The sequence below is a fragment of the Streptomyces sp. NPDC057702 genome (assembly GCF_042799315.1).
In the GTDB taxonomy this organism is placed as follows: Bacteria; Actinomycetota; Actinomycetes; order Streptomycetales; family Streptomycetaceae; genus Streptomyces.
This window is the reverse complement of the sequence record NZ_JBHVJC010000005.1, coordinates 237,592-261,165: the sequence shown is the minus strand read 5'-3', so window position 1 is coordinate 261,165 and position 23,574 is coordinate 237,592. Positions and strand designations below refer to the sequence as shown.

At 74.2% G+C, this 23,574-nt stretch carries 20 protein-coding genes; 13 read left to right on the top strand and 7 right to left on the bottom strand.

What is annotated here, in order from left to right; all coding sequences use genetic code 11:
• Nucleotides 1-22: 22 nt before the first annotated feature.
• The 5 genes from mmsB (at nucleotide 23) to ACFVFR_RS05710 (ending at nucleotide 6,537) form a co-directional block, all read left to right on the top strand.
• Complete coding sequence (gene mmsB, locus ACFVFR_RS05730) at nucleotides 23-1,060, top strand: 3-hydroxyisobutyrate dehydrogenase (RefSeq protein WP_383698414.1); 1,038 nt, start codon at nucleotides 23-25, stop codon at nucleotides 1,058-1,060.
• A complete protein-coding gene (locus ACFVFR_RS05725; protein WP_383698390.1) occupies nucleotides 1,057-1,920 on the top strand; it encodes an enoyl-CoA hydratase in 864 nt (287 codons plus the stop codon). Before mmsB ends, ACFVFR_RS05725 begins: the two co-directional genes overlap by 4 nt.
• 444 nt (nucleotides 1,921-2,364) lie before the next feature.
• Complete coding sequence (locus tag ACFVFR_RS05720) at nucleotides 2,365-3,861, top strand: alpha/beta fold hydrolase (protein WP_383698389.1); 1,497 nt, start codon at nucleotides 2,365-2,367, stop codon at nucleotides 3,859-3,861.
• Between the two features lie 357 nt (nucleotides 3,862-4,218).
• Complete coding sequence (locus ACFVFR_RS05715) at nucleotides 4,219-4,572, top strand: DUF4190 domain-containing protein (RefSeq protein ID WP_383698388.1); 354 nt, start codon at nucleotides 4,219-4,221, stop codon at nucleotides 4,570-4,572.
• A 975-nt stretch (nucleotides 4,573-5,547) separates the two neighbouring features.
• Nucleotides 5,548-6,537, top strand: a complete 990-nt coding sequence (locus ACFVFR_RS05710) for a sporulation protein (protein WP_383698387.1) — start codon at nucleotides 5,548-5,550, stop codon at nucleotides 6,535-6,537.
• Nucleotides 6,538-7,019: 482 nt separating this feature from the next.
• Here ACFVFR_RS05710 and ACFVFR_RS05705 read toward each other — a convergent pair whose 3' ends face one another.
• Nucleotides 7,020-8,381, bottom strand: coding sequence for an MFS transporter (locus tag ACFVFR_RS05705; protein ID WP_383698386.1), 1,362 nt, complete (start codon nucleotides 8,379-8,381; stop codon nucleotides 7,020-7,022).
• 678 nt (nucleotides 8,382-9,059) lie between these two features.
• On the opposite strand from ACFVFR_RS05705, the gene ACFVFR_RS05700 reads away from it, so the two are divergent.
• A complete protein-coding gene (locus ACFVFR_RS05700; RefSeq protein ID WP_383698385.1) occupies nucleotides 9,060-9,821 on the top strand; it encodes a hypothetical protein in 762 nt (253 codons plus the stop codon).
• Between the two features lie 830 nt (nucleotides 9,822-10,651).
• Nucleotides 10,652-11,251, top strand: coding sequence for an exonuclease domain-containing protein (locus ACFVFR_RS05695; RefSeq protein ID WP_383698384.1), 600 nt, complete (start codon nucleotides 10,652-10,654; stop codon nucleotides 11,249-11,251).
• Nucleotides 11,252-11,295: 44 nt separating this feature from the next.
• Here the strand turns inward: ACFVFR_RS05695 and ACFVFR_RS05690 are convergent, their stop codons facing one another.
• Entirely contained in the window at nucleotides 11,296-11,769 is a 474-nt protein-coding gene (locus ACFVFR_RS05690; protein WP_383698383.1) for an Lrp/AsnC family transcriptional regulator, read from the bottom strand.
• Nucleotides 11,770-11,850: 81 nt separating this feature from the next.
• Between ACFVFR_RS05690 and ACFVFR_RS05685 the strand changes: the two genes are divergently transcribed.
• From ACFVFR_RS05685 to ACFVFR_RS05670, 4 genes are all read left to right on the top strand, one after another.
• Nucleotides 11,851-12,867: an EamA family transporter gene (locus tag ACFVFR_RS05685; RefSeq protein WP_383698382.1), complete on the top strand. Its 1,017-nt coding sequence runs from the start codon at nucleotides 11,851-11,853 to the stop codon at nucleotides 12,865-12,867.
• A 1,002-nt stretch (nucleotides 12,868-13,869) separates the two neighbouring features.
• Nucleotides 13,870-14,091 carry a hypothetical protein gene (locus tag ACFVFR_RS05680; RefSeq protein WP_383698381.1) on the top strand — a complete coding sequence of 74 codons (222 nt, stop codon included), beginning with the start codon at nucleotides 13,870-13,872 and terminating at the stop codon, nucleotides 14,089-14,091.
• A 106-nt stretch (nucleotides 14,092-14,197) separates the two neighbouring features.
• On the top strand, nucleotides 14,198-15,193 hold the full coding sequence (locus ACFVFR_RS05675; protein WP_383698380.1) for a sporulation protein: 996 nt from the start codon (nucleotides 14,198-14,200) through the stop codon (nucleotides 15,191-15,193).
• A gap of 122 nt (nucleotides 15,194-15,315) precedes the next feature.
• Nucleotides 15,316-15,858 (top strand): GNAT family N-acetyltransferase, encoded by a 543-nt coding sequence (locus ACFVFR_RS05670; protein WP_383698379.1) that lies wholly within the window; start codon nucleotides 15,316-15,318, stop codon nucleotides 15,856-15,858.
• 458 nt (nucleotides 15,859-16,316) lie between these two features.
• Here the strand turns inward: ACFVFR_RS05670 and ACFVFR_RS05665 are convergent, their stop codons facing one another.
• Complete coding sequence (locus tag ACFVFR_RS05665) at nucleotides 16,317-16,892, bottom strand: TerD family protein (protein WP_383698378.1); 576 nt, start codon at nucleotides 16,890-16,892, stop codon at nucleotides 16,317-16,319.
• A 170-nt stretch (nucleotides 16,893-17,062) separates the two neighbouring features.
• Between ACFVFR_RS05665 and ACFVFR_RS05660 the strand changes: the two genes are divergently transcribed.
• Nucleotides 17,063-17,293 (top strand): hypothetical protein, encoded by a 231-nt coding sequence (locus ACFVFR_RS05660; protein ID WP_383698377.1) that lies wholly within the window; start codon nucleotides 17,063-17,065, stop codon nucleotides 17,291-17,293.
• Nucleotides 17,294-17,374: 81 nt separating this feature from the next.
• On the opposite strand, the gene tatA is transcribed toward ACFVFR_RS05660, so the two are convergent.
• Nucleotides 17,375-17,668, bottom strand: coding sequence for a Sec-independent protein translocase subunit TatA (gene tatA, locus ACFVFR_RS05655; RefSeq protein WP_383698376.1), 294 nt, complete (start codon nucleotides 17,666-17,668; stop codon nucleotides 17,375-17,377).
• Nucleotides 17,669-17,815: 147 nt separating this feature from the next.
• Between tatA and ACFVFR_RS05650 the strand changes: the two genes are divergently transcribed.
• Nucleotides 17,816-19,411, top strand: a complete 1,596-nt coding sequence (locus tag ACFVFR_RS05650; RefSeq protein WP_383698375.1) for an LCP family protein — start codon at nucleotides 17,816-17,818, stop codon at nucleotides 19,409-19,411.
• Between the two features lie 43 nt (nucleotides 19,412-19,454).
• Here the strand turns inward: ACFVFR_RS05650 and mgtA are convergent, their stop codons facing one another.
• The 3 genes from mgtA to ACFVFR_RS05635 form a co-directional block, all read right to left on the bottom strand.
• Nucleotides 19,455-22,124, bottom strand: coding sequence for a magnesium-translocating P-type ATPase (mgtA, locus tag ACFVFR_RS05645; protein ID WP_383698413.1), 2,670 nt, complete (start codon nucleotides 22,122-22,124; stop codon nucleotides 19,455-19,457).
• On the bottom strand, nucleotides 22,114-22,476 hold the full coding sequence (locus ACFVFR_RS05640; RefSeq protein ID WP_383698374.1) for an ArsR/SmtB family transcription factor: 363 nt from the start codon (nucleotides 22,474-22,476) through the stop codon (nucleotides 22,114-22,116). The genes mgtA and ACFVFR_RS05640 overlap by 11 nt, the downstream gene beginning before the upstream one ends.
• 294 nt (nucleotides 22,477-22,770) lie before the next feature.
• Entirely contained in the window at nucleotides 22,771-23,349 is a 579-nt protein-coding gene (locus ACFVFR_RS05635) for a TerD family protein (protein WP_383698373.1), read from the bottom strand.
• Nucleotides 23,350-23,574 lie beyond the last annotated feature (225 nt).

The window sequence follows — 23,574 nt, the reverse complement described above, 5'->3', positions numbered from 1 at the left end:
GGGGAGCGGTGGCGCGGGCGATCTGGCCGGCGCCCGGGACATCGCGTTCGTCGGGCTCGGCCACATGGGTGGCCCGATGGCCGCCAACCTGGTGCGGGCCGGCCACCGGGTGCGCGGCTTCGACCTGTCGGCCGCGAGCCTGGCCGCCGCGGCCGAGGCCGGCGTGCGGCCCGCCGCGTCCGCGGCCGAGGCGGCGGCCACGGCACAGGTGGTCATCACCATGCTGCCGGCCGGCCGTCACGTCCTGGCCCTCTACCAGGAGGAGGGCCTCCTCGCGGCGGCCCGGCCCGGCACGCTCTTCCTCGACTGCTCCACCATCGACGTCACCGACGCCCGCCGCGCCCACCAGGCGGCCGGCGCCGCGGGCCACCGCGCGCTCGACGCCCCGGTGTCGGGTGGCGTGGTGGGCGCCGAGGCGGGCTCCCTGACCTTCATGGTCGGTGGCGGGGAAGAGGAGTTCGCCGCCGCCCAGCCGCTGCTGGCCGCCATGGGAGGGAAGGTGGTGCACTGCGGTGCGGCGGGGGCCGGCCAGGCCGCGAAGATCTGCAACAACATGATCCTCGGCGTCTCGATGATCGCCGTCAGCGAGGCGTTCGTACTCGGCGAGAGCCTGGGCCTGAGCCACCAGGCCCTCTACGACGTGGCCGCCACCGCCTCCGGCCAGTGCTGGGCGCTGACCACCAACTGCCCCGTGCCGGGCCCGGTCCCCACCAGCCCGGCCAACCGCGACTACCGACCCGGCTTCGCGGCCCCTCTGATGGCCAAGGACCTGGGCCTGGCCGCCGACGCCCTGCGCGCGGCCGGCATCCCCGCCGAACTCGGTGTGCGTGCCGCCGAGTTGTACGCGGGTTACGCCGCCGACGGCGGAGCCGACCGGGACTTCTCCGGCATCGTCGAGACCCTCAGGAGGCGACCGGCCGACAGCGCCCCGCGCGCGGCGGAGCCGGCGACGAGCGGGCCCCACACCGACTCGGCTCACCCGGGCTCGGCGCACACCAACTCGGCCCACCCGGACACGCGCTACCCGGACGCGCACCACGAGGAGAGGAACGGGACATGACGGACCGCACCCACCCCACGGGCTCCGCAGGCCCCACCCACGCCGCCGAGCCCGCGTCCACCGCAGCCGCCCCGCCCGACGACCTCCCCGCGTACGAGACCGTACGTGTCGAGCGCATCCGCCGCGTGGCCCTGCTCACCCTGAACAGGCCGAAGGCGCTCAACGCGCTGAACCTGCGACTGATGACCGAGGTCGTCGACGCCACCACCCGGCTCGACCGGGACCCGGGCGTGGGGTGTGTCGTCATCACCGGATCGGCCAAGGCGTTCGCGGCGGGTGCCGACATCAAGGAGATGCGCCCACGGGGCTATCTGGACATGTACCTCAGCGACTGGTTCGCCGCCTGGGACCGTCTCGGGTCGCTGCGGACGCCCACCGTCGCGGCGGTCTCCGGATACGCCCTGGGTGGCGGCTGTGAGCTGGCCATGCTCTGCGACATCCTGCTCGCCGCCGACACGGCCGTCTTCGGACAGCCGGAGATCAAGCTCGGCGTCATCCCCGGCATCGGCGGCTCCCAGCGGCTGACCCGCGCGGTGGGCAAGGCCAAGGCCATGGAACTGTGTCTGACCGGCCGCACCATGGACGCGGAGGAGGCCGAACGGGCCGGCCTGGTCTCCCGCGTGGTACCCGCCACGGAACTGCTGACCGAGGCCCTGGCCGTCGCCGAGACGGTGGCCGGGATGTCGGCACCGGTGGCGATGATGGCCAAGGAGGCGGTCGCCCGATCCTTCGAGACGACGCTGGCGGAGGGCGTCAGGTTCGAACGCCGCCTGTTCCACGCGGTGTTCGCCACCGAGGACCAGAAGGAGGGCATGGCCGCCTTCGTGGACAAGCGACCACCCGCGTTCCGCCACCGCTGAACGGGGCGGCTCCGGGGCCCGCCCTCCGGGGCGGGATGGGTGAGCGCCGGCCTTGGCGCCCTTCGCCTCACATGGTCACGACCGGGTCCGGATCCGGTTCGCCGGTGATGCCCGAACTCTCCGGCCCACACCCGCCCCCGTGGCCTACGCCCGCCGTGAGGCAGGCGCCCGCGTGTGCCGTACGGCGTGACCCGGCTCGTCGGCCGGAGGAGTTCGACGGGCCGGGTCGCGCCGAGGGTGGGGCGCCCGTATCCGGTGACAGGCTCGCGCGCCAGTGGCCGGGCGGACCGGGGTGTGGGAGCACGCGCCCCCGTGGCGCCCGAGGCAGGGTGTGACGCCGTGCGCTCACGTCGTGCCGGAACGGGGTATGAGCCATGCGCCTTGTTACGTTCCCATCATGTGCCCATCGCGGCACCACCATGCGTGGCCGAGACAGTGACGGCCATGAACACGAGCTTGCTCACGGGCACGAGCCCGCGACCGCGACGGCGGGCACCCGCCGTCCTGCTGGCCCTGGCGGCCTCCGCCACCCTGGCCGTCCCCGGCGCGGCAGCCGCCCACCAGCCGACCGGGACCACCGCCCCCGCCTCGTCGATCCGCTGGGGCGCCTGCCCCAAGGGCGACCCGCCCTACCCCGACCCCAGCCCCAGGGCCCGGTGCGCGACGGTCAAGGTCCCCCTGGACTGGTCGAAGCCGAAGGGGCCCACGATCGGCCTCTTCGTGGCCCGTTACCAGGCCACCGACCCCGCGCGGCGGATCGGCGTGCTGACGTCCAACCCGGGCGGCCCGGGTGCGCCCGGCGCCGACGAGGCGCTGTACGCGGACGACCCCGTCAGCGGCTACGACCCCGCCATGCTCCGACGCTTCGACATGATCGGCTTCGACCCGCGCGGCATCGGCCACAGCCAGGGCGCCCGCTGCGACGACTCGATCACCGACGCGCTGCCCACCCGCCCGCGCGACACGGCCGACTTCGCGCGGCTCCGCACCCTGAACGGCAGGCTGGCCGACAGCTGTCTGCGGCGGACCGGGCCGCTCGCCGCGCACATGGACGGCGAGAGCGTGGCGCGCGACATGGACGCCATCCGCACCGCCCTGGGCGAACGCCAGATCAGCTTCATCGGCCACTCCTACGGCACCTTCCTCGGAGAGCGCTACGCCCGCCTGTTCCCGGCGAACCTGCGCGCGCTGGCCCTGGACAGCGCGATGGACCCGAGCCGGCCGAGCGCGGAGCGCTATCTCACGGACGGCAGCGTCACCACCGAGAAGACCCTGAAGCGGCTCGCGACCTGGTGCGCCAAGAACGCCTCCTGCGCACTCCGGGGCAGGAACGTCACGGCCGTCACCGACGAACTCTTCGCCCGCGCCGACGCCGGCACCCTCCGCGAGCCGGGCCCGGACGGGCCGACATCGGCCACGGTCGACGCCGACGCGCTGGCCAACTTCCTCACCTTCGCGCTCGGCAAGGGCAGCCAGCCGGAGGCGGCGCGGCAGTTGGCCGCCCTGCACTCCGGCACGGGCGAGGTCTACCTGACTCCCGCCGGCATCAACGTCGACAGCCAACTCGTGCTGTGCCGGGACTACGACTTCCGCATCCGCGACTTCGCCCAGTACCAGGCCATGTTGCGGCGGGTCGCCCAGGCCGCCCCCCACGTGCGCTACAACGCCCAGGCCCTGGACACCGTCCTCGGCTGTCAGGGTTGGACCATGCCGCCCAAGCCCCGACCCGCCCAGGCGGCGGGCGACCTGCCACCGGTCCTGGTGGCCAACGCCACCCACGACCTGGCCACCCCGCTGCCGGGCGCGCGCCGCATGGCCCGCGCCTTCCCGAAGGCCACCCTGCGCACGGTGGACGTCGTGGGGCACTGGCTCTACCGCAGGGGCGCGACCGAGTCGACGATGCGCGCGATCGACACGTACCTGACCCACCCCCGGGGCTAAGCCCCACCTACCCCAGCCGGGCCCGGACGCCGTGACGTCCGGGCCCGGCCCCGTGCCACCCGGCTCACCCTGGACCCCGGCGAGGTGTCGCGCGCTCGGACCCGGCCGACCTGACCGGCGTCGAGAGCGGCCGGCACGCGACCAGGCGCACGCGAGCACGCGAGACCGCCGCCCCCCACGGGCGAGGGTGAGCGCGGGAAAGAAGCGGGAGTGCCGTAGCATCCAGCGCCGGGCGTGGGGCGCGAGACCGTCACCGCCGACACGGCGTCGCGGAGCGAGTGACGGAGGCCGGACGCCGGGGCCGACGCGAACAGGGAACGAGGGGGAGACGCCGTGCGGGGTGCCGAGGGTGTGCGGATGGCCACGGACGAGGCGGGGGAGGGCAGGCCGCGAGGGGCCGGGCGCAACCGCCCGGCGCGGACCAGCGCCTACTTCGCGCTCGCCAGCTTCGGCTCACTCGCCAACCTCGCCGGGCCCGTCGGCTGGGTCAACCCCGGAATCTTCGTCGTGATGGCGCTGCTGTGCGCGCTGGTGGCCGTCGTCGCGGGCCATCTGGGACGCTTCCGGGGCCGCCGACTGGGCGGCGAGGGACGCGGGTTGGCACTGGTGGGCCTGCTGGCCGGATGGGTGCTGTTGGCTGTCTGTCTCCTGCTGCTCCTGGCGGTCGTCGGGCTGGTCGCGGGACTGGCCGTACTTGTCGACAGCGCGTGAACGACCAGGCGTACGGGGGCCGGGACGTGCCCGGGGACGGGGTTGTGGAGTCGTCGCCTGGTCCGGTGGGTGGACGGGCGCGCGGCCGGCGGGCCCGTGTGAGGGTGTCCCGGTGGGGCGGCCGGCTGTCCGCCCGATCACCCGCGTACGCCCCCGGGCCGGGGACAACGCGCTGATCGGCGGCTTTTGTGTGGCCCATCCAAGTGCGTGCGCCACAGCCGCCGTTCGGTCTGAGCGCCGTCCCGGGGCGGTGCGCGCGGGCGTGTGGGGGCGACACAGGACGCGCGGTCGCGGGTGGGAAGAGGCATGATGGCGCCAGCCGGCCCCGCACGGTCGGCCCCTGGGAGCGGATGAGTACCTGTTTTCGGACGTTGTGCGGCCGAGGCCGCTGGCGTACGCGAGGGCGCGGGCGTCGCTCTATGCTTCTACAGCTGTGTAGAAGCTGGGTTCGGGGAGGCACCGCCGTGCGGCGCGAACAGGGGCAGGGGAGGGACGCGGCACCATGAGCGTCCCCGGCGCGTGCCCGTTCGCCCCGGCGCCGCGTCCTCGGCGAGCGCCGTCCCACGCCGTGGTGCGGCGGCCCGGGTCCGCGCGCTCCGCCGCGTCCGGCGTCGGGACCAGGAGCCGTGCGACGGGAGGGCAGTTGACCCGTGCCCGGGCGGACGCGCCCGCGCACCCCAGGGCGCACGCCGCCGACCGGGCGCAATCCCCGGCCGAGGCGCGGGGTGGACCCGGGCCCGACGGGGCACGCACCGGTTGGACCCCCGGCGCGCGCCCGACACACGCGAACCCGGGAGCCCACCGGCGTCGCCGTGGTCACCCAACCCACCGGCGTGCGCACCGTGTTGCCCCGCGAACCGGCGGGGTGCCACGGGCGCTTCCCGTACCGCCGGTGCGTACCGCGCGACCGGACCGGCTCGCCCGTGCGACACCACCCACCCCGCCCCTGTTACCCATGTGAAGGAGAACGCCGCGATGGTGTTCACGAACGCGCCCACCCCCCTCGGCAGGGGCGGCCCCAGCCTGTTGACGACCCTCATGCCGGGGGCCGCGCTGCCGGGAGGCGGCCTCACCGGCCAGATCCGCCTCCAGGGCGGCGTCGCCGACTGCGACATCGAGCGCCTCACTCTGGAGCTGATCGCGCGGGTCGGCGGCGCGGCCCCGGCCGAGCGGCCCGAGGGGGAGGTGGTCTGTGGGCGGTTCACCCTGCCGGGCAGCTTCCGGCTGGGCCGGGGCGAGCAACGCAGCCTCCTCTTCGACATCCGGCTGCCGTGGGAGACGCCCGTCACCTGCCTGGCCGGGCGGGCCCTGGGCGTCGCGCTCGGCGTCCGCACCGAACTCGCCGCCGTCGGGGCGAAGGGCAGGAGCGACCTGGTCCCGCTGGCGGTGGCCCCGCCGCCGGTGCAGGACTCCCTGCTGACCGCGTTGGACCGGCTCGGCTTCGGCTTCCGCGCGGCCACGTTGGAGTACGGGCTCGTCCACGGCACGAGCCAGCGCCTGCCGCTGCACCAGGTGTTCGGGCTGGCCCCGGCGCCCCGGTACGCGGCGGTGATGCGGGAGCTGGAGGTGACGTTCCTGACCAACCCGGGTGGCGTGGAGGTCATCCTGGAGGCGGACAAGCCCGGTGGCCTGTTCGCCCACGGCCACGGGCAGCTCAACCGACATCTCGTCAGCCACGGTGACGCGGCGCGCCGCGACTGGGACACGACGGCCGAGATGTGGGTGCGGCAGATGCTCGCCAGCCACGGACACCACAGCCTGCCCGCCCCGGCCGGGCCCGGCGGCAGCCCGCGCCGGGCACGCGCGGACGAACGGCAGGCGGGGCGGGAGCGGCGGCGGGCCGAGACAGGCGCCGGCCCGAGCGGCGACGCCGTCGGCCCGCCGCGCCAGGCGGCGCGTACCGCCCAGGCCCCGGCGCTGGGCGCGGGCAGCGCGGACGCACCCCGCACCGGCCCACCCGCGTAGCGGGACGCGGTGGGCCCGTGCCGATCGAAGGCGTCGGCCCGGAGTGAGCCCGTCGCCCACCGCACCGGAACGCGACCGGCCGGTGACGGCGACAGGGGGCGCGCCCGGTGGTTGTGTCAGGTGGCGGCTGGCGGCGGTGGCGTCGCGTGGACGGGTTGGGACCTCACGGCCGGCCGAGGGCGCCGCGCCGACCAGCGGCGGTAGCGGTCCGGAGCACGCCCGCGCGCGGGGCAGGGTGGCCCGACGGTCGGTGGACGCGGACCCAGCCTGGCGCGCACGCGAGGTGGGATCGCGCTTCACACCCGCGCGCCCACCCGTGTGCGGCCACGCACGCCCACGCACCCACCCGCGCGGCCCCGGGCCACCGGTCGGGTGGCGGGGGCGTGAGACGGTGCGCCTCGCCGACGCGGGCGCGGACGCTTGTCGCGGGTCCACGCGGCGGGTTGGCCTCCGGCACACCCGGCGCGGCGGACCGGTCGGACTCAGGGCACGTGTGGGCGAGGGGGCCAGCGTGTGTGGAGGTCGTCGATGACGAACGGGTGGGTGTGTCGCCAACCGGGGCCCACCGGTTGGGCGTCGGCCAGATGGGGGTGCCCGCGCGCCAGGGTGGTGTGTACGTGCGGCACGCGGGAGGCGTCCGGTGTCGGCCACAGACGCCAGCCGACCAGCGCCGCGCCCAGGGCGACCGCGCCCAGCACCAGGGCCACCGGGGCCAGGCCCAGGGCGACCCCGAGCCAGCCCGCCACCGGGTAGGTGAGCAGCCAGCAACCGTGCGTGAGGGAGAACTGCGCGGCGAAGACGGCGGGCAGGTCGGCGGCCGAGGCCGAGCGGCGGATCAGGCGACCGGTGGGGGTCATGACGACCGACTCCGCGACACCCAACGCCCACCAGGCGGCGAGCAACGACGGCCACCGCCAACCACCCGGCCCGGCCCAGGTGAGCGCGGCGAGCCCGAGCAGCAGGACGGCGGAGGTGAAGGCGGCGGGCAGCATCAGCGTCGGCTCCCCGACGCGGCGCAGCAGGGTGGGGAGCAGCAGCGCGGCCACGATGGAGCCCGCCCCGTACGCGCCGAGCGCCACCGGCACCTCGGAGGTGGCGCGGCCGAGGACCTCGCGTACGTAGACGATGGTGTTGACCATCACCATCGCGCCACCGGCGGCGATGGCGAGGGTGAGAGCGAGCAGCGCCCGCAGCCTGGGTGTGGCGACGAAGACGCGGATGCCGCGCGTGGCACGGGCGGTGAAGCCGGCGGCGGCCCCGACCGGGTCGGGCGTGGGCCGGGGGAGCGCGGCGGACAGCACGAGGCCGGCCGAGGCGAGGAAGCCGGCCACGGTGCCCAGGAAGAGCCAGTCGTACGTGATGCGCGACAGCAACGCGGCGGCCAGCAGCGGGCTGAACAGGATCTCCAGGTCGTACGCCAGCCGCGAGAGGGACAGGGCGCGCGTGTAGTCGTCCTCGGCGGGCAGCAGTCGGGGAATCAGCGCCTGGAAGGCGGGCGTGAAGGTGGCCGACGCCGCCTGGAGCGCCAGGATCAGCACGTAGACCTGCCACACCTCGTCGACGAACGGCAACGCCAACGCGACCACGGCGCGTACCAGGTCGGCACCCACCAGCACGGGGCGCGGCGGCAGCCGGTACGCCAGAGCACTGACGAGGGGGGCGAGCCCCACGTAGGCCACCATCTTGATCGCGAGCGCGGTGCCGAGCACCGATCCGGCGTGCGCTCCGGCGAGGTCGTAGGCCAACAGGCTCAGCGCCACCGTGGCCAGGCCCGTCCCCACCAAGGCGACGACCTGCGCGGTGAACAGACGGCGATAGCCGTGGTGGCGCAGCACGGACAGCATGGGGCCTCCCTCGTCGACACCCTGACGCCTCGCTGTGCGCCTGCCACTGTAATCAGTGGGTGCGCACGAGCGCACCTGTTGACGCGACCTCACCGCTGGCGCCCCGTCAGGCCGCCATCCGGTGGCATCCGTTGACGGCATCCGACCCGTGTGCGGGGCCGCGTGTCGGGCGCGGGGCGGCCGGGCCCCGCGCTTCGCCGTTGCGGGCGGGGTGGGCGGCGACGGGGCTGTCGGTCGGTGCGTGGGGGCCGGTGTCGTGGTGGCGCCGTCGGGCGGTGGTCCGGGGGGCCCGGTTCGGTCGTTCTGGACCTCGCTTCCGGTCCGACCCGGTGGTGGCCGTCGCGTGAGGCGGCCCGGGTCGCGGAACGTGCGGCGATCTCACGGGCCCACGGGCGCGGTGGCGTGCTCGTAGTGCGCGGGTCGTGGGGCGTGCGCGAGGGCGCGCCCGGCCCGGAGCGGACGGCGTCGGCCGCTGGCGCATTCCCTCCCCTTGGTTTCTACAGTGCTGTAGATTCTGGAGCCTTGACGAGAACAGCGGAGCCGAGGGGTGAACATGACACCTGCGCGAAACCCCTGGCCGCGAGGGCGCGCTGACGGAGACGGGGCCCGGCGACGCCGGGCCGGGCCGACCGGTCCGGGCGCGCCCACCCCGCCCCTTCCGACGACCGGGGGATCACCATGACGAGCACGCCGGACCTGCGCGACGAGGACCAGGCCAACTTCGACCGCGTGCTGCGCCAGGCGTTGGCCACCGCCGAGATACGGGCGTCGCTGCGCCAAGGCGTCCACACCACCGTCATCACCGACTGGCTGCGCGAACGTGTCGAGGAGGGGCGAGCGGAGATCGCCGCGCACGCGGCGCCGGAGTACGCGCGCCACCTCCGGGCGCGCGACGCGGTGGCCGGCGCGTCAACCGCGTCCCGCTCCGGCCGTGGTCCGCTGGTCGGCCCGCTGGCGCGGGCGCGCCGCAGACTGCTGCCCGCGCTCGCGGTCCTCGCGCCGCTGTTGGCGACCATGGCGGCCGTGGTCTTCCTGCTGCTCGGATACGTCCTGGAGGCCGCCGACTCCGGGCCGGAGCTGGCCGACGCGCTCGTGCGCGCCGGCTGGGCCGCGGCGGTCATCGCACTGCTCACCGGGGCGGTCGCGGCGGCGGCCCTCCTGGTCACGGCGTTGCGACACCGCTCCGCACCGCTGGCCGGCCCGGACCGTGCCGCGCGGAGCGCCGCCGCCGACCGGGCCCGCGAGGACTGGCAGCGGGCCCTGTTGGAGCGCGGCATGATCCCCTTCCTGCGGGCGCGGCTGCGCGAGCGGGAGCAGCCGGGCCCGGGGCAGCGGGCCGAGCGCCGCCCACCCCGCTCACGCATCGGCTACGCCAGCCCCGACTACGCCAGCCCCGACTTCTCCGGGCCGCGCGCCGACCGGCACGACGCCGACGCCTGACCGTCCCCGACCTCGCGACCCTTCGCGGGCTGTGGCGCCGCGCCCCGTACCCCGTCGCTCGACCCACACCAGGTGGTGGCCCGCGCCATCGCCCAAGCCCCCCGACGTGGCACTTGGCCACCGCACCCGGCGCTCCGAGGGGAACGCGCAGGACCGTGCTCGGCCTCGGCGGACTCGCCCTGCTCCTCGTCGTCGTGGTCTGGTCCTGGGCGCGAAGCGGCTTCCGGAGTCGGTCCGGTCGACGGGAAGGGCGTCCCGCGTCCTCACGTGAGAGGCCAGGGCGTCCGTGTCGGAGGAGCGCGAGCGCGGGAGGCCCCGCGCGATCCGGCTCGACCCCCGCGCCGTCGTCACCGCACACGCCACCGACGATCCGACCAACGCGCCGCCCCGCCCCGGCGGATGGCGGCCCCGCCCGTCCGCTCCGGCGGCCGACGCGGGCGGCGTCCACCTCCGCGTCACTCACCCGCGCGCCGCTCGCCCCCGACCGAACGGGGCGGACGGCGCGTCGGTCCGCGTACGGCCGGCGACGCGCGGAAAGCCGCATCGAAACGGTGAGTGGCCAATCGGTGACGAAGTGCGAAGGAAGGCGGTGTAGCGGCATCGGCCGTCGCTAGCATGACGCCCGGATCTCCGTGCCCCGCGCCGCGCGCCGTTCCCGCGTACGGGAAAGTGCGCGGGAGTCGCCTTTCGGGGCAACCGCCGCCACCGCCAGGAAAGGTGGGCATGCCGAGAAGGCGTCGCCAGTCGATCGGCACCATGTGTTCTCCGTACGCTGTGCTCGCGCGCAACACTGGGGATTTCCCGCGCACCCGCCGCAAGGAGGAGCCGCTTTGTCGACCTTTGTTCTCTTCGATCTCGAATTCACCACCTGGTCCGGAGCCCTGGAGCAGGACTGGTCGGCGCCGGGCCAGCTCCGCGAGATCGTGCAGATCGGAGCCTTACGTCTGCGCGACGACCTCAGCATCGTCGAGGAGTACGAGGTGCTGGTGCGTCCCGTGGTCAACCCGGAGCTGTCCCCGTACTTCACCGAACTCACCGGCATCACCCAGCGGGAGGTGGACCAGGACGGGCTTTCCCCCGCCGCCGCGCTCGGCGATTTCCTGACCTTCTGCCGTGGTCAGTCCGTCCTCTCGTACGGCAATGACATGGTCGTACTCGGCGAGAACGTGGGCTGGGCGCGGGCACGCGGAGAAGAGGTGAAAAGCGGCTTTCTCGCTGCCAATTTCCTCAATATCCGGCCCTGGTTGAACGCCCTCGCGCCCGCCACCGCCACCGCGAATGTCGGGCGGCTGTGGAAGGTGCTCGGGCTGCCGAAGCCCTTCACCGGCGAGGAGCACTCCGCGCTTTTCGACTGCTATTCCTTCGCCGCCGCCCTCAGGCACCTGTACGCGGGCGGCGCCACGCTGCCGCCGGGCTGCGTCCTCGCCTGACCCCGACCCGAGGCGGTCTCGCGGTGGACGCGAGGGGGCGGACATCACTGGGCGCACGTGGTGTCCGGCCCCAACGGGCGCTCGAAGACCGTACGCAGCACGATGGTGGTGCTCGTGCTGCGTACGCACGGGATCGCGCGGATGCGGTCGAGCGCCTCGGCCAGCGCGTGCGTACCCGAGACACGCACCTTCAGCCAGTAGCAGTCCTCACCCGCCACCTCGTGGACCTCCAGCACGCACGGCTCGTGTTCGAGCCGCTTGTTGATCACGTCCTTCGCCTCCTGGTTCGGCTCGAAGCGCACGGCGACGAACGCCGCCGTGGTCGCGTCCACGCTGGCCGGGTCCAGGGCCGCGCGGTAGCCGAGAATCACCCCGTCGCGTTCAAGTCGCTGGAGCCGTTCGCGAACTGACGGTTCGGACAGCCCGACGATCCGAGCCAGTGCCCGGACGGTCTGCCGACCGTCCGCCGTCATCGCCCGCAGGATCGTCCGATCGATGTCGTCCAGCTGTCGCCTCATAATGACAACTTGCCCTTCGTGGCGGATCAACTTACCCTCGCAGAGCCATACTACGTAGCTTGCCTTAGTAAATGAGGCCAGATGCTCACTGAGCCTAAGTTGACGTCTACGCGGAACTCCCTCCTCCCCTGGCTGGCGTTGGTCACGGTGTGGGTGGTCTGGGGGTCCACGTACCTCGGCATCCAGATGGCCGTCGACACCATCCCCCCACTCCTCATGGCCGGATTCCGGTATCTCATCGCGGGCGTGGTGATGTACGCGATCGTCGCGCCCCGCCACGCCAGTGGCGCGAATCGGCCGTCCAGGTTGCACGTACGCTCCGCTCTCATCGTCGCCGCCCTGATGCTGGTCGGCGGCAACGGTCTGCTCAGCGTCGGCGAGACCACCGTGGACTCCGGGCTCGCCGCCCTCATCGTGGCGACCGTCCCGGTCTGGATGGTCCTGATCAACGCGGCGGTGACCAAGACACGGGTCACGCTCACGATGGCCCTCGCGCTCGTCCTCGGGACGGTGGGCGTCGGCGTGCTCGTGGGCGGGCCGGGCGCCGACGTGGACACCGGTGGGGCCGTGCTCGTCCTCATCGGGTCGCTGTGCTGGGCGGCGGGTTCGGTCTACGCCCGCCGCGCCCCGCTGCCCCCGCACCCTCTGGTGGTGGCGTCGCTGGAGATGGTCATCGGCGGCGTCCTGCTGGTGGTCATCGCCGGAGTCAAGGGCGAGTTCGGCGAGATGGAGTTCGCCAACGTCTCCACCGAGTCGATCGTCGGGTTCCTGTGGCTGGTCGTGGCCGGCTCCATGCTCGCCTTCACGGCGTACGGCTACGCCAACGCCACCCTGCCCAACGACACGCTGGCCACCTACGCCTACGTCAACCCGGTGGTCGCGGTCGCCCTGGGGACCCTGCTCGGCGAGGAGGACCTCAGCCCGAACCTGCTGCTCGGCGGGGCCGTCATCGTCAGCGCGGTGGTCCTCATCGTCGGCGGACGGGCCATCGCCGAGCGCGTCAAACGTCGGGGCGCGCCGCCCGTCGGCCCGCCCGACGCGGCCACCGACGCCGACGCGGCCAACCAGTCGTCGCTGCCGAAGGGTTCGTCCCGATGAGCCGAAGACGCGTCGAGTGTCGCCGGCGTCCGGACGTACCGCGAGCCGAGGTGCCGTAGCGCCGCACGGTACGTCGAGCGCACAGCCGCCCTGACAACGGTGTCTGGCTCTGGGGGCCCGCCCCTGGAGCGGACGGGACGTCGAGTCGCGCGCGACCCACCACCGGGCAGGTCAGCCCCCCCGCAGTACGGGCGGAGCTGGCCGGCCCGGCGTCGTGCGGGCCGCGACCAGCACCCACGGCCCGAGCGGCTCCCGAGGCCCGCTGCCCGTACGCGGGGTGCGGGGTGCCGCTTCGAGGGCGCGCGCGTCGAAGGGCCGTGCGCCGGAGGCTTCCGCCGGTCCGCGCGCGTTCGTCGTTCCCTGGTGGATCTCCCGGCGCGTCAGGAGCCGTCGTGGCGCGCGGGGTTGGACGGTGCCCGCCGCTGGCGCATTCGCTCCCACCCGTCTCTACAGTGCTGTAGATTCTGGGATCTCGTCAGGTGGAGCGAACCGGAGGATGGTCGTGGCAGTCGTGCTGACGCGGGGCGCCGACGGGTGTGCGCGGACGCTGGACCTGAGGATGACGGTAGCGCCCGGCCGGGTGCGCCGCGAGGTGCCCGAGGCCGGGCCCGTCCGGCAGGCCCGTACCGTGCCGACCGCCGGGCGCCCCGCCCCCGTCCGATGTGAGCGCCGGCGCGCCGGCCCCCGCGTCGACTGACGCCGCGCCCCTTCGGGCGGCGCACCCCCACCCACCGAACGGCCCGGCCACCAGCCAGCGGCCACCCGACGCGCACCCGCCTCACGCGAGGCCACGCGGCCGGGGAGCCGCGCGGGACGCGAGGGGCCGTGACCTGGTGGGCGGAGGAATCCTGACAGACCGTACACACGTGGCGCGCGCGACCAGCGTCACGTCCCGGACGGCCGCGCCTTACCCGGACCGCCGGGCGGCGCGGGCCGGTTCGACGGCGGACCGCGCCGTGGTCCGTTCGAGGCACTACCGACACGACACCCAGGGAGATGGCGATGGCGGCGATAGATCTTGGCAAGGTGCTCGACAAGGCGTGGGCGGACAAGGATCTCCCGGAGATCCTCGCCGCGCCGGTCTCGGCCCTCAAGGGCGTCTCGGACCGCGACGGCGAGTTGCTCCAGGAGGCGTTCGGGGTCAGGACCGTGGCCGATCTGGCCAAGGTGAAGTACTTCCACTGGGCCGCGTCCCTCGCGGCGCTGGACGCCACGACCTCGTAGGCCAGGTGGTGGGCGGCGGCTCCCGGACAGTGGGGGCCGCCGCGGCCGTGCGCGGCACGGCACAACGGATCACGACGTGAGAGCGATGGAGAGGGAGAGCGCCGCGATGGTGTTCACACGACTGCTGAGAGCCTTCGGGGTGGGTGGCCCCTCGGTGGATACGGTCCTGGACGAGGGTGCGGTGCTGCCCGGTGGTGTGCTGTCCGGCCGGGTGCGGGTGGTGGGCGGATCGTCCGCCGTGGAGATCGAGCACGTCACGCTGGAACTGGTGGCCCACGTCGAGGCGGAGGGCGGTGACGAGGAGCGCGAGGGCCTGGTGGCCTTCCAACGCGCCACGGTCGACGGGGGGTTCCGGCTGGCCGAGGGCCAGGAGCGGGAGGTGCCCTTCACGCTGTCGCTGCCGTGGGAGACGCCGGTGACCGAACTCCACGGGCAGGGCCTGGGAGTGGTGCTCGGCGTCCGCACCGAACTCGCGGTCTCGGGCGCCAAGGACAAGGGTGACCTGGACCCGCTGCGCGTTGGCCCGCTACCGCTCCAGGAGGCGGTCCTGGAGGCGTTCGGCCAACTCGGCTACGGATTCGTCTCCGCCGACCTGGAGCTGGGGCACATCAACGGCACCAGCCAGAGCCTGCCGTTCTACCAGGAGATCGAGCTGAGCCCGCCGCCGGAGCACGCGCACGCGGTGCAGGAGATCGAGGTGACCTTCCTGGCCACTCCGGCCGGCATGGAGGTGGTCCTGGAGGCCGACAAGCGCGGCGGGCTCTTCTCCGACGGGGGCGATGTCGTCCACCGCTTCACCGTGGCCCACCAGGACGCCGACCGACCGGATTGGATCGCGGTGGTGGACTCCTGGGTGCGCGGCATGGTGGAGCGCCGTGGCCAGGCGTACCAGGGCGGGCACGCCTCCTACGAGGGGCACCCCGCCGCGCACCACCCCGTCGGGCACCACGCCGACGGACACCGGTCCGGTCCCGGTACGGGGGCCGTGGTCGCCGGGGTGGCGGCGGGCGTGGCCGTCGGCGTCGTGGGTGGCTTCGTCGCCGCCGAGGTCATCGACGAGATCGGCGACGCCTTCGAGGGGGACGAGGGCGAGGAGGACTGACCGCACACGGGGTGGCGGCCGGCGCCGCCGGCGCCCTCCGCCGCCCCGTATCGCCACCCCACCTGCGGTGACGGCTGATTATTGGTTTGCCGCCAGCACGTCCGGCCGGGTAGGAAGCTCGCATGCTACGAGGCAGCAAGGTCGGGCTCCGGGCCCGGCACGAGGACGACGTTCCGATCCTTCGGACCGAGCTCTACGACGACGTGGTCAACGCCGCGCGGGCCGAGGGCGGACCGCCGCGGCCGATCAAGCCCGACTCGAAGGACCCGCGACTCGTGGTGGACGAGTCGCAGCAGGGGGTGGTGTCGTTCTCCGTGGTCGAGCTGGAGCGCGGCTCGCTGGTCGGGACCGCGACGCTGTGGGGGATCGACACCCACAACCGGGCCGCCCACATCGGCCTCGGCCTGCTGCCGTCCGCCCGTGGCAAGGGATACAGCACGGACGTGGTCGCGGTGCTGTGCTACTACGGCTTCGCCGTACGCGGCCTGCACCGGTTGCAGATCGAGACGCTGGCGGACAACACCGCGATGCTGCGCTCCGCCGAGCGCAACGGCTTCGTCCGCGAGGGTGTGCTCCGCGGCTCGTCCTGGGTGCTCGGCGAGTTCCTGGACCAGGTGCTGCTCGGGCTGCTCGTGGAGGACTGGAAGCCGGAGGCGTCGAGCTGAGGCGGGTGCGGGCCGTCGGCCCGTGCCCGTTCGCCGGCGGGGCGACGATGGGGGGCGGGCAGCACGGGGAACCCGGGTGCGGCGGCGAACAGCCGCCTCCTGGAGTGGGTGGGTGAACCGTGCGCGCCTCGGCACGCCGGTGAGGCCGACGCTCCGGGGCCATGGCGGGTTCGCCAACCGGAGGTACCGGCTCGACACCGACCAGCGGTCGTTCGCGGTGAGGGAGCTGAACCTCGTCGAGCGTCGCTGGACCCCTCCCGTCGAGGACGTGTTCGCGTGCGAGCGGGCGGCCTCGCAGCCGGCGTCCCGATACCGGAGCCGATCTCGGCCAGCCACACCACGCGCCCGCACCGGTACCTGACGGCCTCGCGCGCACGCGCGTGGGGCCGTCAGGTACCGGTCGACCGGGCCGCCGGAGGGCCCGGAGGCGGCGGCCCGGTCGGGCCGTGGGGGTGGCTCTAGACGTTGACGCCGAAGTCCGAGGCGATGCCGGCCAGGCCGGAGGCGTAACCCTGGCCGACCGCGCGGAACTTCCACTCGGTGCCGTGCCGGTACAGCTCGCCGAAGACCATCGCGGTCTCCGTCGAGGCGTCCTCGGACAGGTCGTAGCGGGCGATCTCGACGCCGCCGGCCTGGTTGACCACGCGGATGAACGCGTTGCGGACCTGGCCGAAGCTCTGGCCCCGGGCGTGGGCGTCGTGGATGGAGACCGGGAAGACGATCCGCGTCACCGTGGGGGGCACGGCCGCGAGGTTCACCTTGATCGACTCGTCGTCCCCCTCACCCTCGCCGGTCAGGTTGTCGCCGGTGTGCTCGACCGAACCGTCCGGGCTGGTGAGGTTGTTGTAGAAGACGAAGTGCTGGTCCGAGAGCACCTTGCCGGACTCGCCGCACAGCAGGGCGGACGCGTCCAGGTCGTGGTCGGCTCCCGTCGTCGTCCGGACGTCCCAGCCGAGGCCGATCAGGACGGCGGACAGGCCCGGTGCCTCCTTGCTCAGCGAAACGTTGCCACCCTTGGACAGGGAAACACCCATTGTTCCTCCTTCGTCATGCGATGTGTCGCGTTTGTTCCCGCACCCGACTCCAACGTTGGGTGCGGCACCAAAGTTCCTATGATTGCGCAACTCTCGATCTAATCGAGTGCGGCATGCGTCACGCGCCTCGCGGGCTGCTTCCATTGTTGCGCAACATCTAAAGTGTCGGCATGGACGCTGACGCGAAGACAGGGCGGGAGCTGGCGCGGCTTGAGGGTGGGCCCGCGCACGGGGTGCGCGTGTGGGTCGCCGAGGGCTCGCCGGTCCTGCAGATCGCCTATCCCTGCGAGTTGGAGGGCGCCCCGCCGCGCGTGCGGGCCGACGCGCTGTACATCTACCGCCTCGCGCCCCGCGTGGCCGGCGCGCCGCCGCGTTACGGCTTCGACGGGGCCAGCCCCTGACGGGTGGGGCGGCGGCGGATCGGGCGCTGAGGGGTTACTCCTCGGCGGAGTCGGAGGGGTCGGCGGGTTCGGTGCGTCACGCTAGCGCGCGACGTCGCCGGGCCCGTGGCTCCGTACGCCGCCGGGTGGGGCGTCAGGGGTGGGCGCGGGGGTGGGGGTACCGGCGGGGATGACGCGTGGCGTGGGCTCGGCGGGAGCGTCGGGCGCGGTGGACGCCGCGTCCTCCTCGCGCATCGCGCGGGCCTCGCTCTTGAGGATGCGGAGCGACTTGCCCAGCGCGCGGGCGGTGTCCGGCAGCTTCTTGGAGCCGAACACCACGGCGATGACGAGTCCCACCATCAACAGGTGCCAGGGCTGTAGGGCGTTGCGGAACACCGCTTCACCTCTTTCTCTCTTCGACTGCGGAGCGGCCGGGCCGCTGGGGTCGGCCACTGGAACTTTATTGCTATATTGCGCAACTGTACAACTGTTGTGGTGGGTGGGAACCCCGCGTCGGCGGGGTGGGACGGGGGAGTGCGCACGATGACAGGCAGTCGCCGACGCAGGGCCACACCGCCGCGCGAGCGGACCGACGGGCCCCTGGGCCCCACCGGCCGCGCTCCGGGACCCGCCGGCCAGCCTTCCGGTCGGGCGGCGGCCCGGGCGGCGACTCGGGCCGCGGGGCGCACCGGGCGGCGGAGCCGACGGCGGCGTGGGCGGTTGGTGCTCGGGATCGTGCTCGCGCTGGTGGTGGTGATCGCGGCCGGGGCGGGGTGGATCTACCTGCGGCTGAACGCCAACATCGAGACCTTCGACGCGGACGGCATCGCGGACCACCGCCCGCCCGCCGCCGCTCGGGGCGAGAACGTCCTGGTCATCGGCTCGGACGCGCGCACGGACGGCAACAGCGAACTCGGCGGCGGGGACAAGGGCGACGTGGGGCGCTCGGACACCGCGTTCCTGCTGCACGTGTACGGCGACCGTGAGCACGCCGTCGCGATCTCCATCCCCCGTGACACCCTCGTGGACATCCCACCCTGCCGGCTGCCCGACGGGACCTGGACCGCGCCCCAGCCGCGCACCATGTTCAACGCCGCCTACTCCGTGGGACAGACAGCCAAGGGCAACCCCGCGTGCACCCAGAACACCGTGGAGAAGCTCACCGGGCTACGCGTGGACCACACCCTGGTCATCGACTTCAAGGGCTTCGCCAAGCTCACCGACGTCGTCGGCGGTGTCGACGTCTGCCTGCCGCAGGACGTGTACGAGAAGGACCTCAACCCGCACCGCACCACCCGGGGCAAGCGCCTGTTCGCCAAGGGGGAGCAGCGGGTCGCCGGTCAGCGGGCGCTGGACTACGTACGCATCCGGCACGGCATCGGCGACGGCTCCGACATCGGCCGCATCAAGCGCCAGCAGGCTTTCGTGGGCAGCCTGTTCAAGAAGGTCAAGAGTGACGGGCTCACCCCGACCAAGGTGCTGCCGCTGGCGGATGCCGCCACCCGGTCCATGACCGTCGACCCCGGGCTCGGCTCCGTCGACAAGCTGGCCTCCTTCGCCCTGTCGCTGAAGAACGTCGACCTGCACCACACCAAGTTCCGCACCCTTCCCTGGCGGTACGAGGGCGCGCGGGTGGCCGTCGTCGAACCGGAGGCCCGGGCCCTGTGGGACGCGCTGCGCCACGACCGGACCCTGGACGGCGCGGACGCCAGCGGCAAGGGCCCGGATGGCGAGCGCCCCACCCCGACCCCGAGCACCGCACCGCCCGTCTCCGGCGCCGGCATCGCCGTCGCCGTCTACAACGGCACCTCCGTGCCCGGCCTGGCAGCCGACGTCGCCACGCTGCTGCGCGACCACGACTTCACGGTCACCGGGACCGCCACCGGCCAGGGCCGCGCCACCACGGCCGTCGAGTACGGCCCCGGCCAGCGCGCGCGGGCCCAGACGGTGGCCCGGCTGCTGCCCGGCGCCGAACTGCGCCCCGGCAGCGGCCCCGGCCTGAGCGTCCTGATCGGCCAGGACCACGCCGAGCGCCCCTCGCCGACACCCACCACCGAGCCCCCCACCCCGCCGGCCCACCTGACGAAGGACGTACGCGCCGCCGACGACGACCTGTGCGCGGACCTCTCCTACGGCTGACCACCCACCCCACCCCACGCCACGCCCCGAGCCGCCGAGGGCGTCACCAGCCGGGCCGCTCCAGGGTCGCCTGGCGACGTGCGTAGCGCCCCCGGAGCGCCACCAGGGCCACCGCGTACAGCCCCAGGACGCCGGCGAGCAGCGGGTAGTACGCGGCCGGTGGTGGGGCCATGCCCCACAGCGGGCCCAGCGGAGTGAGCGGGAGCAGGACGCCGAGTGCGGCCAGCGCGGCGGCGGCCCAGCGCACCGGGCTCGGGGCCCGTCCCTCGGCGGCGTGCCGGCCGGTGCGCAGGAGGACCATCACCAGGGCCTGGGTCAGCAGGTTCTCGGTGAACCAGCCGGCGTGGAACGCGGCCTGCCCCGCGCCGCCGAGCGAGCCGTGTACGCACCAGGCCAGGACCGCGAAGGTGGCCAGGTCGGCCACGGCTCCCAGCAGTCCGAAGCCGGTGATGAAGCGCAGCAGGTCGCGCGGGCGCAACAGGACCGGGCGGCGGAGCGCGCGCGGGGTGGGCCGGTCGTAGGCGAAGGCGAGCTGTGCCGCGTCGAAGCACAGGTTCTGCACCAGGACCTGGGTCGGCAGCATCGGCAGGAACGGCAGGATCAGGCCGGCCGCGAGCATGGCGATGACGTTGCCGAGGTTGGAGGAGAGGGTGATGCGCAGGTAGGTGGAGATGTTGCCGCTGCTGTGCCGGCCGGCCAGGACGGCGTGGTCGACGGCGGTCAGGTCCCGGGTTGTCAGCACCGCGTCGGCGCTCTCGCGGGCGAAGTCGGCCGCCCCACAGGGGGCGATGCCCACGTCGGCGGCGCGCAGCGCGGGCAGGTCGTTGACGCCGTCGCCCAGGAACCCGGTGGTGTGCCCGTGCGCGCGCAGCGCGGCGATGACGCGGGCCTTGTGCGCGGGGGTGCAGCGGGCGAAGACGGTGGTGCGCCGCGCCAGGTCGGCCAGCTCGGTGTCGGTGAGGGCGTCGATGGTGTGCGCCGAGCACACCTCGCCCGGGCCGACGGGCAGGCCGAGGTCGTGGCAGGCGCGGGTGGCGGTGCCGGGGTGGTCGCCGGTGAGGACCTTGACGCTCACGCCGTGGTCGGCGAGCGCGGCCAGGGCCTCGGGCGCGCTGGGGGCGAGCGCGTCACGGAAGGTGAGGAAGCCGTGGAAGGTGAGGCCGCGTTCGTCGGCCGGCGTGTAGTCGCGGGGGCGGGCACGGCGCTCGGCGGTGGCGACCGCCAGGACCCGGAGCCCCTGGTCCGCGTAGCGGTCGGCGGCCTCCAGCAGGCGCCGCCGCGCGTCCTCGGCCAGCGCGCAGCGCTCCAGTACGGCCTCCGGGGCGCCCTTGACGACCAGGGTGTGGGTGCCCAGCGCCGGGCCGCGCACGACGGCGGTGCTCACCCGGCGCAGCGCGTCGAAGGGCAGCGCGGCCACCCCCTCGTGCGCCACCAGCGCCTCCTCGTCGACGCCGTCCGCCGTCAGGATCGCCTCGTCGAGCGCGTCGGGCGCGGGCAGGTCGGCCAGGTGCAGGGTCCACCACGCGTTGACGGCGGCCCAGTGCGCGACCGTCTCGTCGGCGCGGCCCTTCGCGTCGTAGGCACCGGCGACCACCGGCCGGTCCTCGGTGAGCGTGCCGGTCTTGTCCAGGCACAGCACGTCCATGGCGCCCAGGTCGTGCAGGGCCGGCAGCCGGCGCACGATCACGTCGTGCGCGCGGGCCAGCCGGGACGCGCCACGGGCCAGGCACGTGGTGACGATGACGGGCAGCATCTCCGGGGTGAGCCCGACCGCCACCGCGACGGCGAACGGCAGGGTCTCCAGGCCCCGCCCGCGCAGCGCCGCGCCGGCCATGAGGACCAGTGGCGGCGTCAGCAGCATGAACCGGACCAGCGTCCAAGAGATGCCGTGCACCGAGCGGTCGAAGGCGCTCGCCCGCTGGGGGCCGACCGGCGTGTGGGCGCGGGCGAACTCGGTCGCGGAACCGGTGGCCACCACCACGGCGGTGGCCGTGCCCGTGGCGACGCTGCTGCCCTGGAAACACAGGTGGGGCCGCTCGAAGGGGCCGTCGGCCAGCGGGCCCGGCGCGTCGACAGCCGCCTTGGCGACGGGCACGGACTCGCCGGTGAGGGCCGCCTGGTGCACGCTGAGGCCGCTCGCGCGCAGCAGGCGTACGTCGGCGGGGACCAGGTCGCCGGCGCCCAGGCGGATCACGTCGCCCGGCACCAGCTCGTCCACCGGGAGCTCGCGCGCCCGGGGCGCGGTCCACGGGTCGTCGCGGCGCAGCACGGTCACGGTGGCCGCGACCAGCTCCCGCAGCGCGGCCATGGAACGGGCGGCCCGGTGCTCGCCGCTGGAGCGCAGGACGCAGCTGACCACCACCAACGCCAGGATCACGCAGGCGGTGCCCCAGGAGGCCACCGCCGCCGAGACCAGGCCGAGGACCAGCAGGACGGTGGTGAAGGGGTCGCGCAGACTGCGGACGAACCGTCGCGGCCAGGGCACGGTGCGCCACGCGGGCAGGGTGTTCTCGCCGGTCGCGGCCAGCCGCGCGTCGACGTCCTCGTCCGTGAGGCCGCGTGGCCCGCTGTCGAGCGCGCGCAACACCTGGAGGGCGGTCAGGGGAGCCAGCCGCGCCGTGACCCCGGCGGGGGAGGTGGCGGTGCCGTGCGGTGCGGCCGGTTCGGGCGAGGAGGGGTTCGCCGCCGGCGCCGCCGCAGGCTCAGGCACCAGCCCGACGGAGTCTGCGGGGCGCGGCGTTCTCCTCGGCGGCGCGGGCGGCGAGCTGGCCGACCATCAGGCGCACCACGGTCACCACGTCGGGGTCGTCGACGTAGTACACCTGGCGTCGGCCCTCGCGGCGGGAGGAGACCAGGCCGGCCAGTTTGAGCTTGGACAGGTGCTGGCTGACGGCGGGCAGTGCGCCGCCCACGCGCTCGGCGAGCCCGGTGACGTCGCTCTCCCCCTGGGCCAGGGCCCAGACGATGTGCAGTCGTGCCGCCGCGGCCAGCAGCCCGAACGCCGCCGCCGCCTCGGTCAGCACCTCGGCCGGAGGATCATCGAAGTCACCGACACGTCCGGACACGCTACCTCTCCCATCCGGGGCGCCCCGTGGCCCCAAGCTGACCAAGTCTAGGCGCCGGGCGGGCACCGCCGACGCCAGCGGCCGGCACCGGTCGGGGTGGAGCACGGCGGGAGGTGCCGCGTCCGGTCACCGGTCGCCGCCGGTGCCGCCGGCGCGCGGTGACGTCGGCCCGCGCGGGTATCGCTCCCCGGCGGGAGCCGTACCGAGCCCTCACTACAAGGATTGCGCAACCGAGCAGGGGAGGGCAACGGGGTGGGGTGGCGCCCGGCGGTGTCGGGCACCACCCGGTCGGGGTCAGCCGACGGAGACGCCGTAGTCCTCGGCGATGCCCGCGAGACCGGAGGCGTACCCCTGGCCGATGGCCCGGAACTTCCAGTCGCCGGCCCTGCGGTACAGGGCGCCGAAGACCATGGCGGTCTCCTCGGCGGCGTCGTAGGACAACTCGTAGCGACACATCTCGCGGCCGGTGAGGTTGTCCACGACCCGGATGTACGCGTCGCTGACCTGGCCGAAGTTCTGACCGCGCGCGATCGCGTCGTGGATGGAGACGGTGAAGACGACCTGTTCCACGTCGCCGTCGAGCCGGTCCAGGTCGATCAGGAGCTGCTCGTCGTCGCCGTCTCCCTCGCCCGTGGTGTTGTCGCCGGTGTGCCGCACGGCGCCGTCCGGGCTGGCGAGGTTGTTGTAGAAGACGAAGTGCGCGTCGGACAGGACCTTGCGGTCCGCGCCGCAGATGACGGCGGACGCGTCCAGGTCGATGTCCGCGCCGTGGGCCGGCTGGGCGTCCCACCCCAGGCCGACCGTGACATCCGCGAGCGGGGTGCCGTCCTGGTTGAGGACGACGTTCTGGCCCTTGGCGAGGCTCACGCCCATCAGTACTGCTCTCCTTCGTCTGCTCCGGCTGCGCGGCGCGGGCGACGAACGGGGTGCCCGCGCGACGCCCTCACCCGCCCCCAACGGCGGACAGGGCGTCATAGTTCCCAGGTTGCGCAAGCGATGAAGGGTGAGTGTCGCCGCTGTCGCGCGGGCGCCGCGCACGGCCGGGCACCGGGTCGGCGTGCCACCGGAACGCGGGCATCCGGAAGGGTACGCGGCGCT

Bases quoted from the DNA above. Each gene is read 5' to 3' on its own strand.
- ACFVFR_RS05725 (WP_383698390.1), top strand. From the start codon at position 1,057: ATGACGGACCGCACCCACCCCACGGGCTCCGCAGGCCCCACCCACGCC.
- ACFVFR_RS05680 (WP_383698381.1), top strand. From the start codon at position 13,870: ATGGCGGCGATAGATCTTGGCAAGGTGCTCGACAAGGCGTGGGCGGAC.
- ACFVFR_RS05705 (WP_383698386.1), bottom strand. From the start codon at position 8,381: ATGCTGTCCGTGCTGCGCCACCACGGCTATCGCCGTCTGTTCACCGCG.
- ACFVFR_RS05650 (WP_383698375.1), top strand. From the start codon at position 17,816: ATGACAGGCAGTCGCCGACGCAGGGCCACACCGCCGCGCGAGCGGACC.
- ACFVFR_RS05635 (WP_383698373.1), bottom strand. From the start codon at position 23,349: ATGGGCGTGAGCCTCGCCAAGGGCCAGAACGTCGTCCTCAACCAGGAC.
- ACFVFR_RS05710 (WP_383698387.1), top strand. From the start codon at position 5,548: ATGGTGTTCACGAACGCGCCCACCCCCCTCGGCAGGGGCGGCCCCAGC.
- ACFVFR_RS05660 (WP_383698377.1), top strand. From the start codon at position 17,063: ATGGACGCTGACGCGAAGACAGGGCGGGAGCTGGCGCGGCTTGAGGGT.
- ACFVFR_RS05665 (WP_383698378.1), bottom strand. From the start codon at position 16,892: ATGGGTGTTTCCCTGTCCAAGGGTGGCAACGTTTCGCTGAGCAAGGAG.
- ACFVFR_RS05675 (WP_383698380.1), top strand. From the start codon at position 14,198: ATGGTGTTCACACGACTGCTGAGAGCCTTCGGGGTGGGTGGCCCCTCG.
- ACFVFR_RS05715 (WP_383698388.1), top strand. From the start codon at position 4,219: ATGGCCACGGACGAGGCGGGGGAGGGCAGGCCGCGAGGGGCCGGGCGC.
- ACFVFR_RS05720 (WP_383698389.1), top strand. From the start codon at position 2,365: ATGAACACGAGCTTGCTCACGGGCACGAGCCCGCGACCGCGACGGCGG.
- ACFVFR_RS05690 (WP_383698383.1), bottom strand. From the start codon at position 11,769: ATGAGGCGACAGCTGGACGACATCGATCGGACGATCCTGCGGGCGATG.
- ACFVFR_RS05700 (WP_383698385.1), top strand. From the start codon at position 9,060: ATGACGAGCACGCCGGACCTGCGCGACGAGGACCAGGCCAACTTCGAC.
- ACFVFR_RS05685 (WP_383698382.1), top strand. From the start codon at position 11,851: ATGCTCACTGAGCCTAAGTTGACGTCTACGCGGAACTCCCTCCTCCCC.
- ACFVFR_RS05670 (WP_383698379.1), top strand. From the start codon at position 15,316: ATGCTACGAGGCAGCAAGGTCGGGCTCCGGGCCCGGCACGAGGACGAC.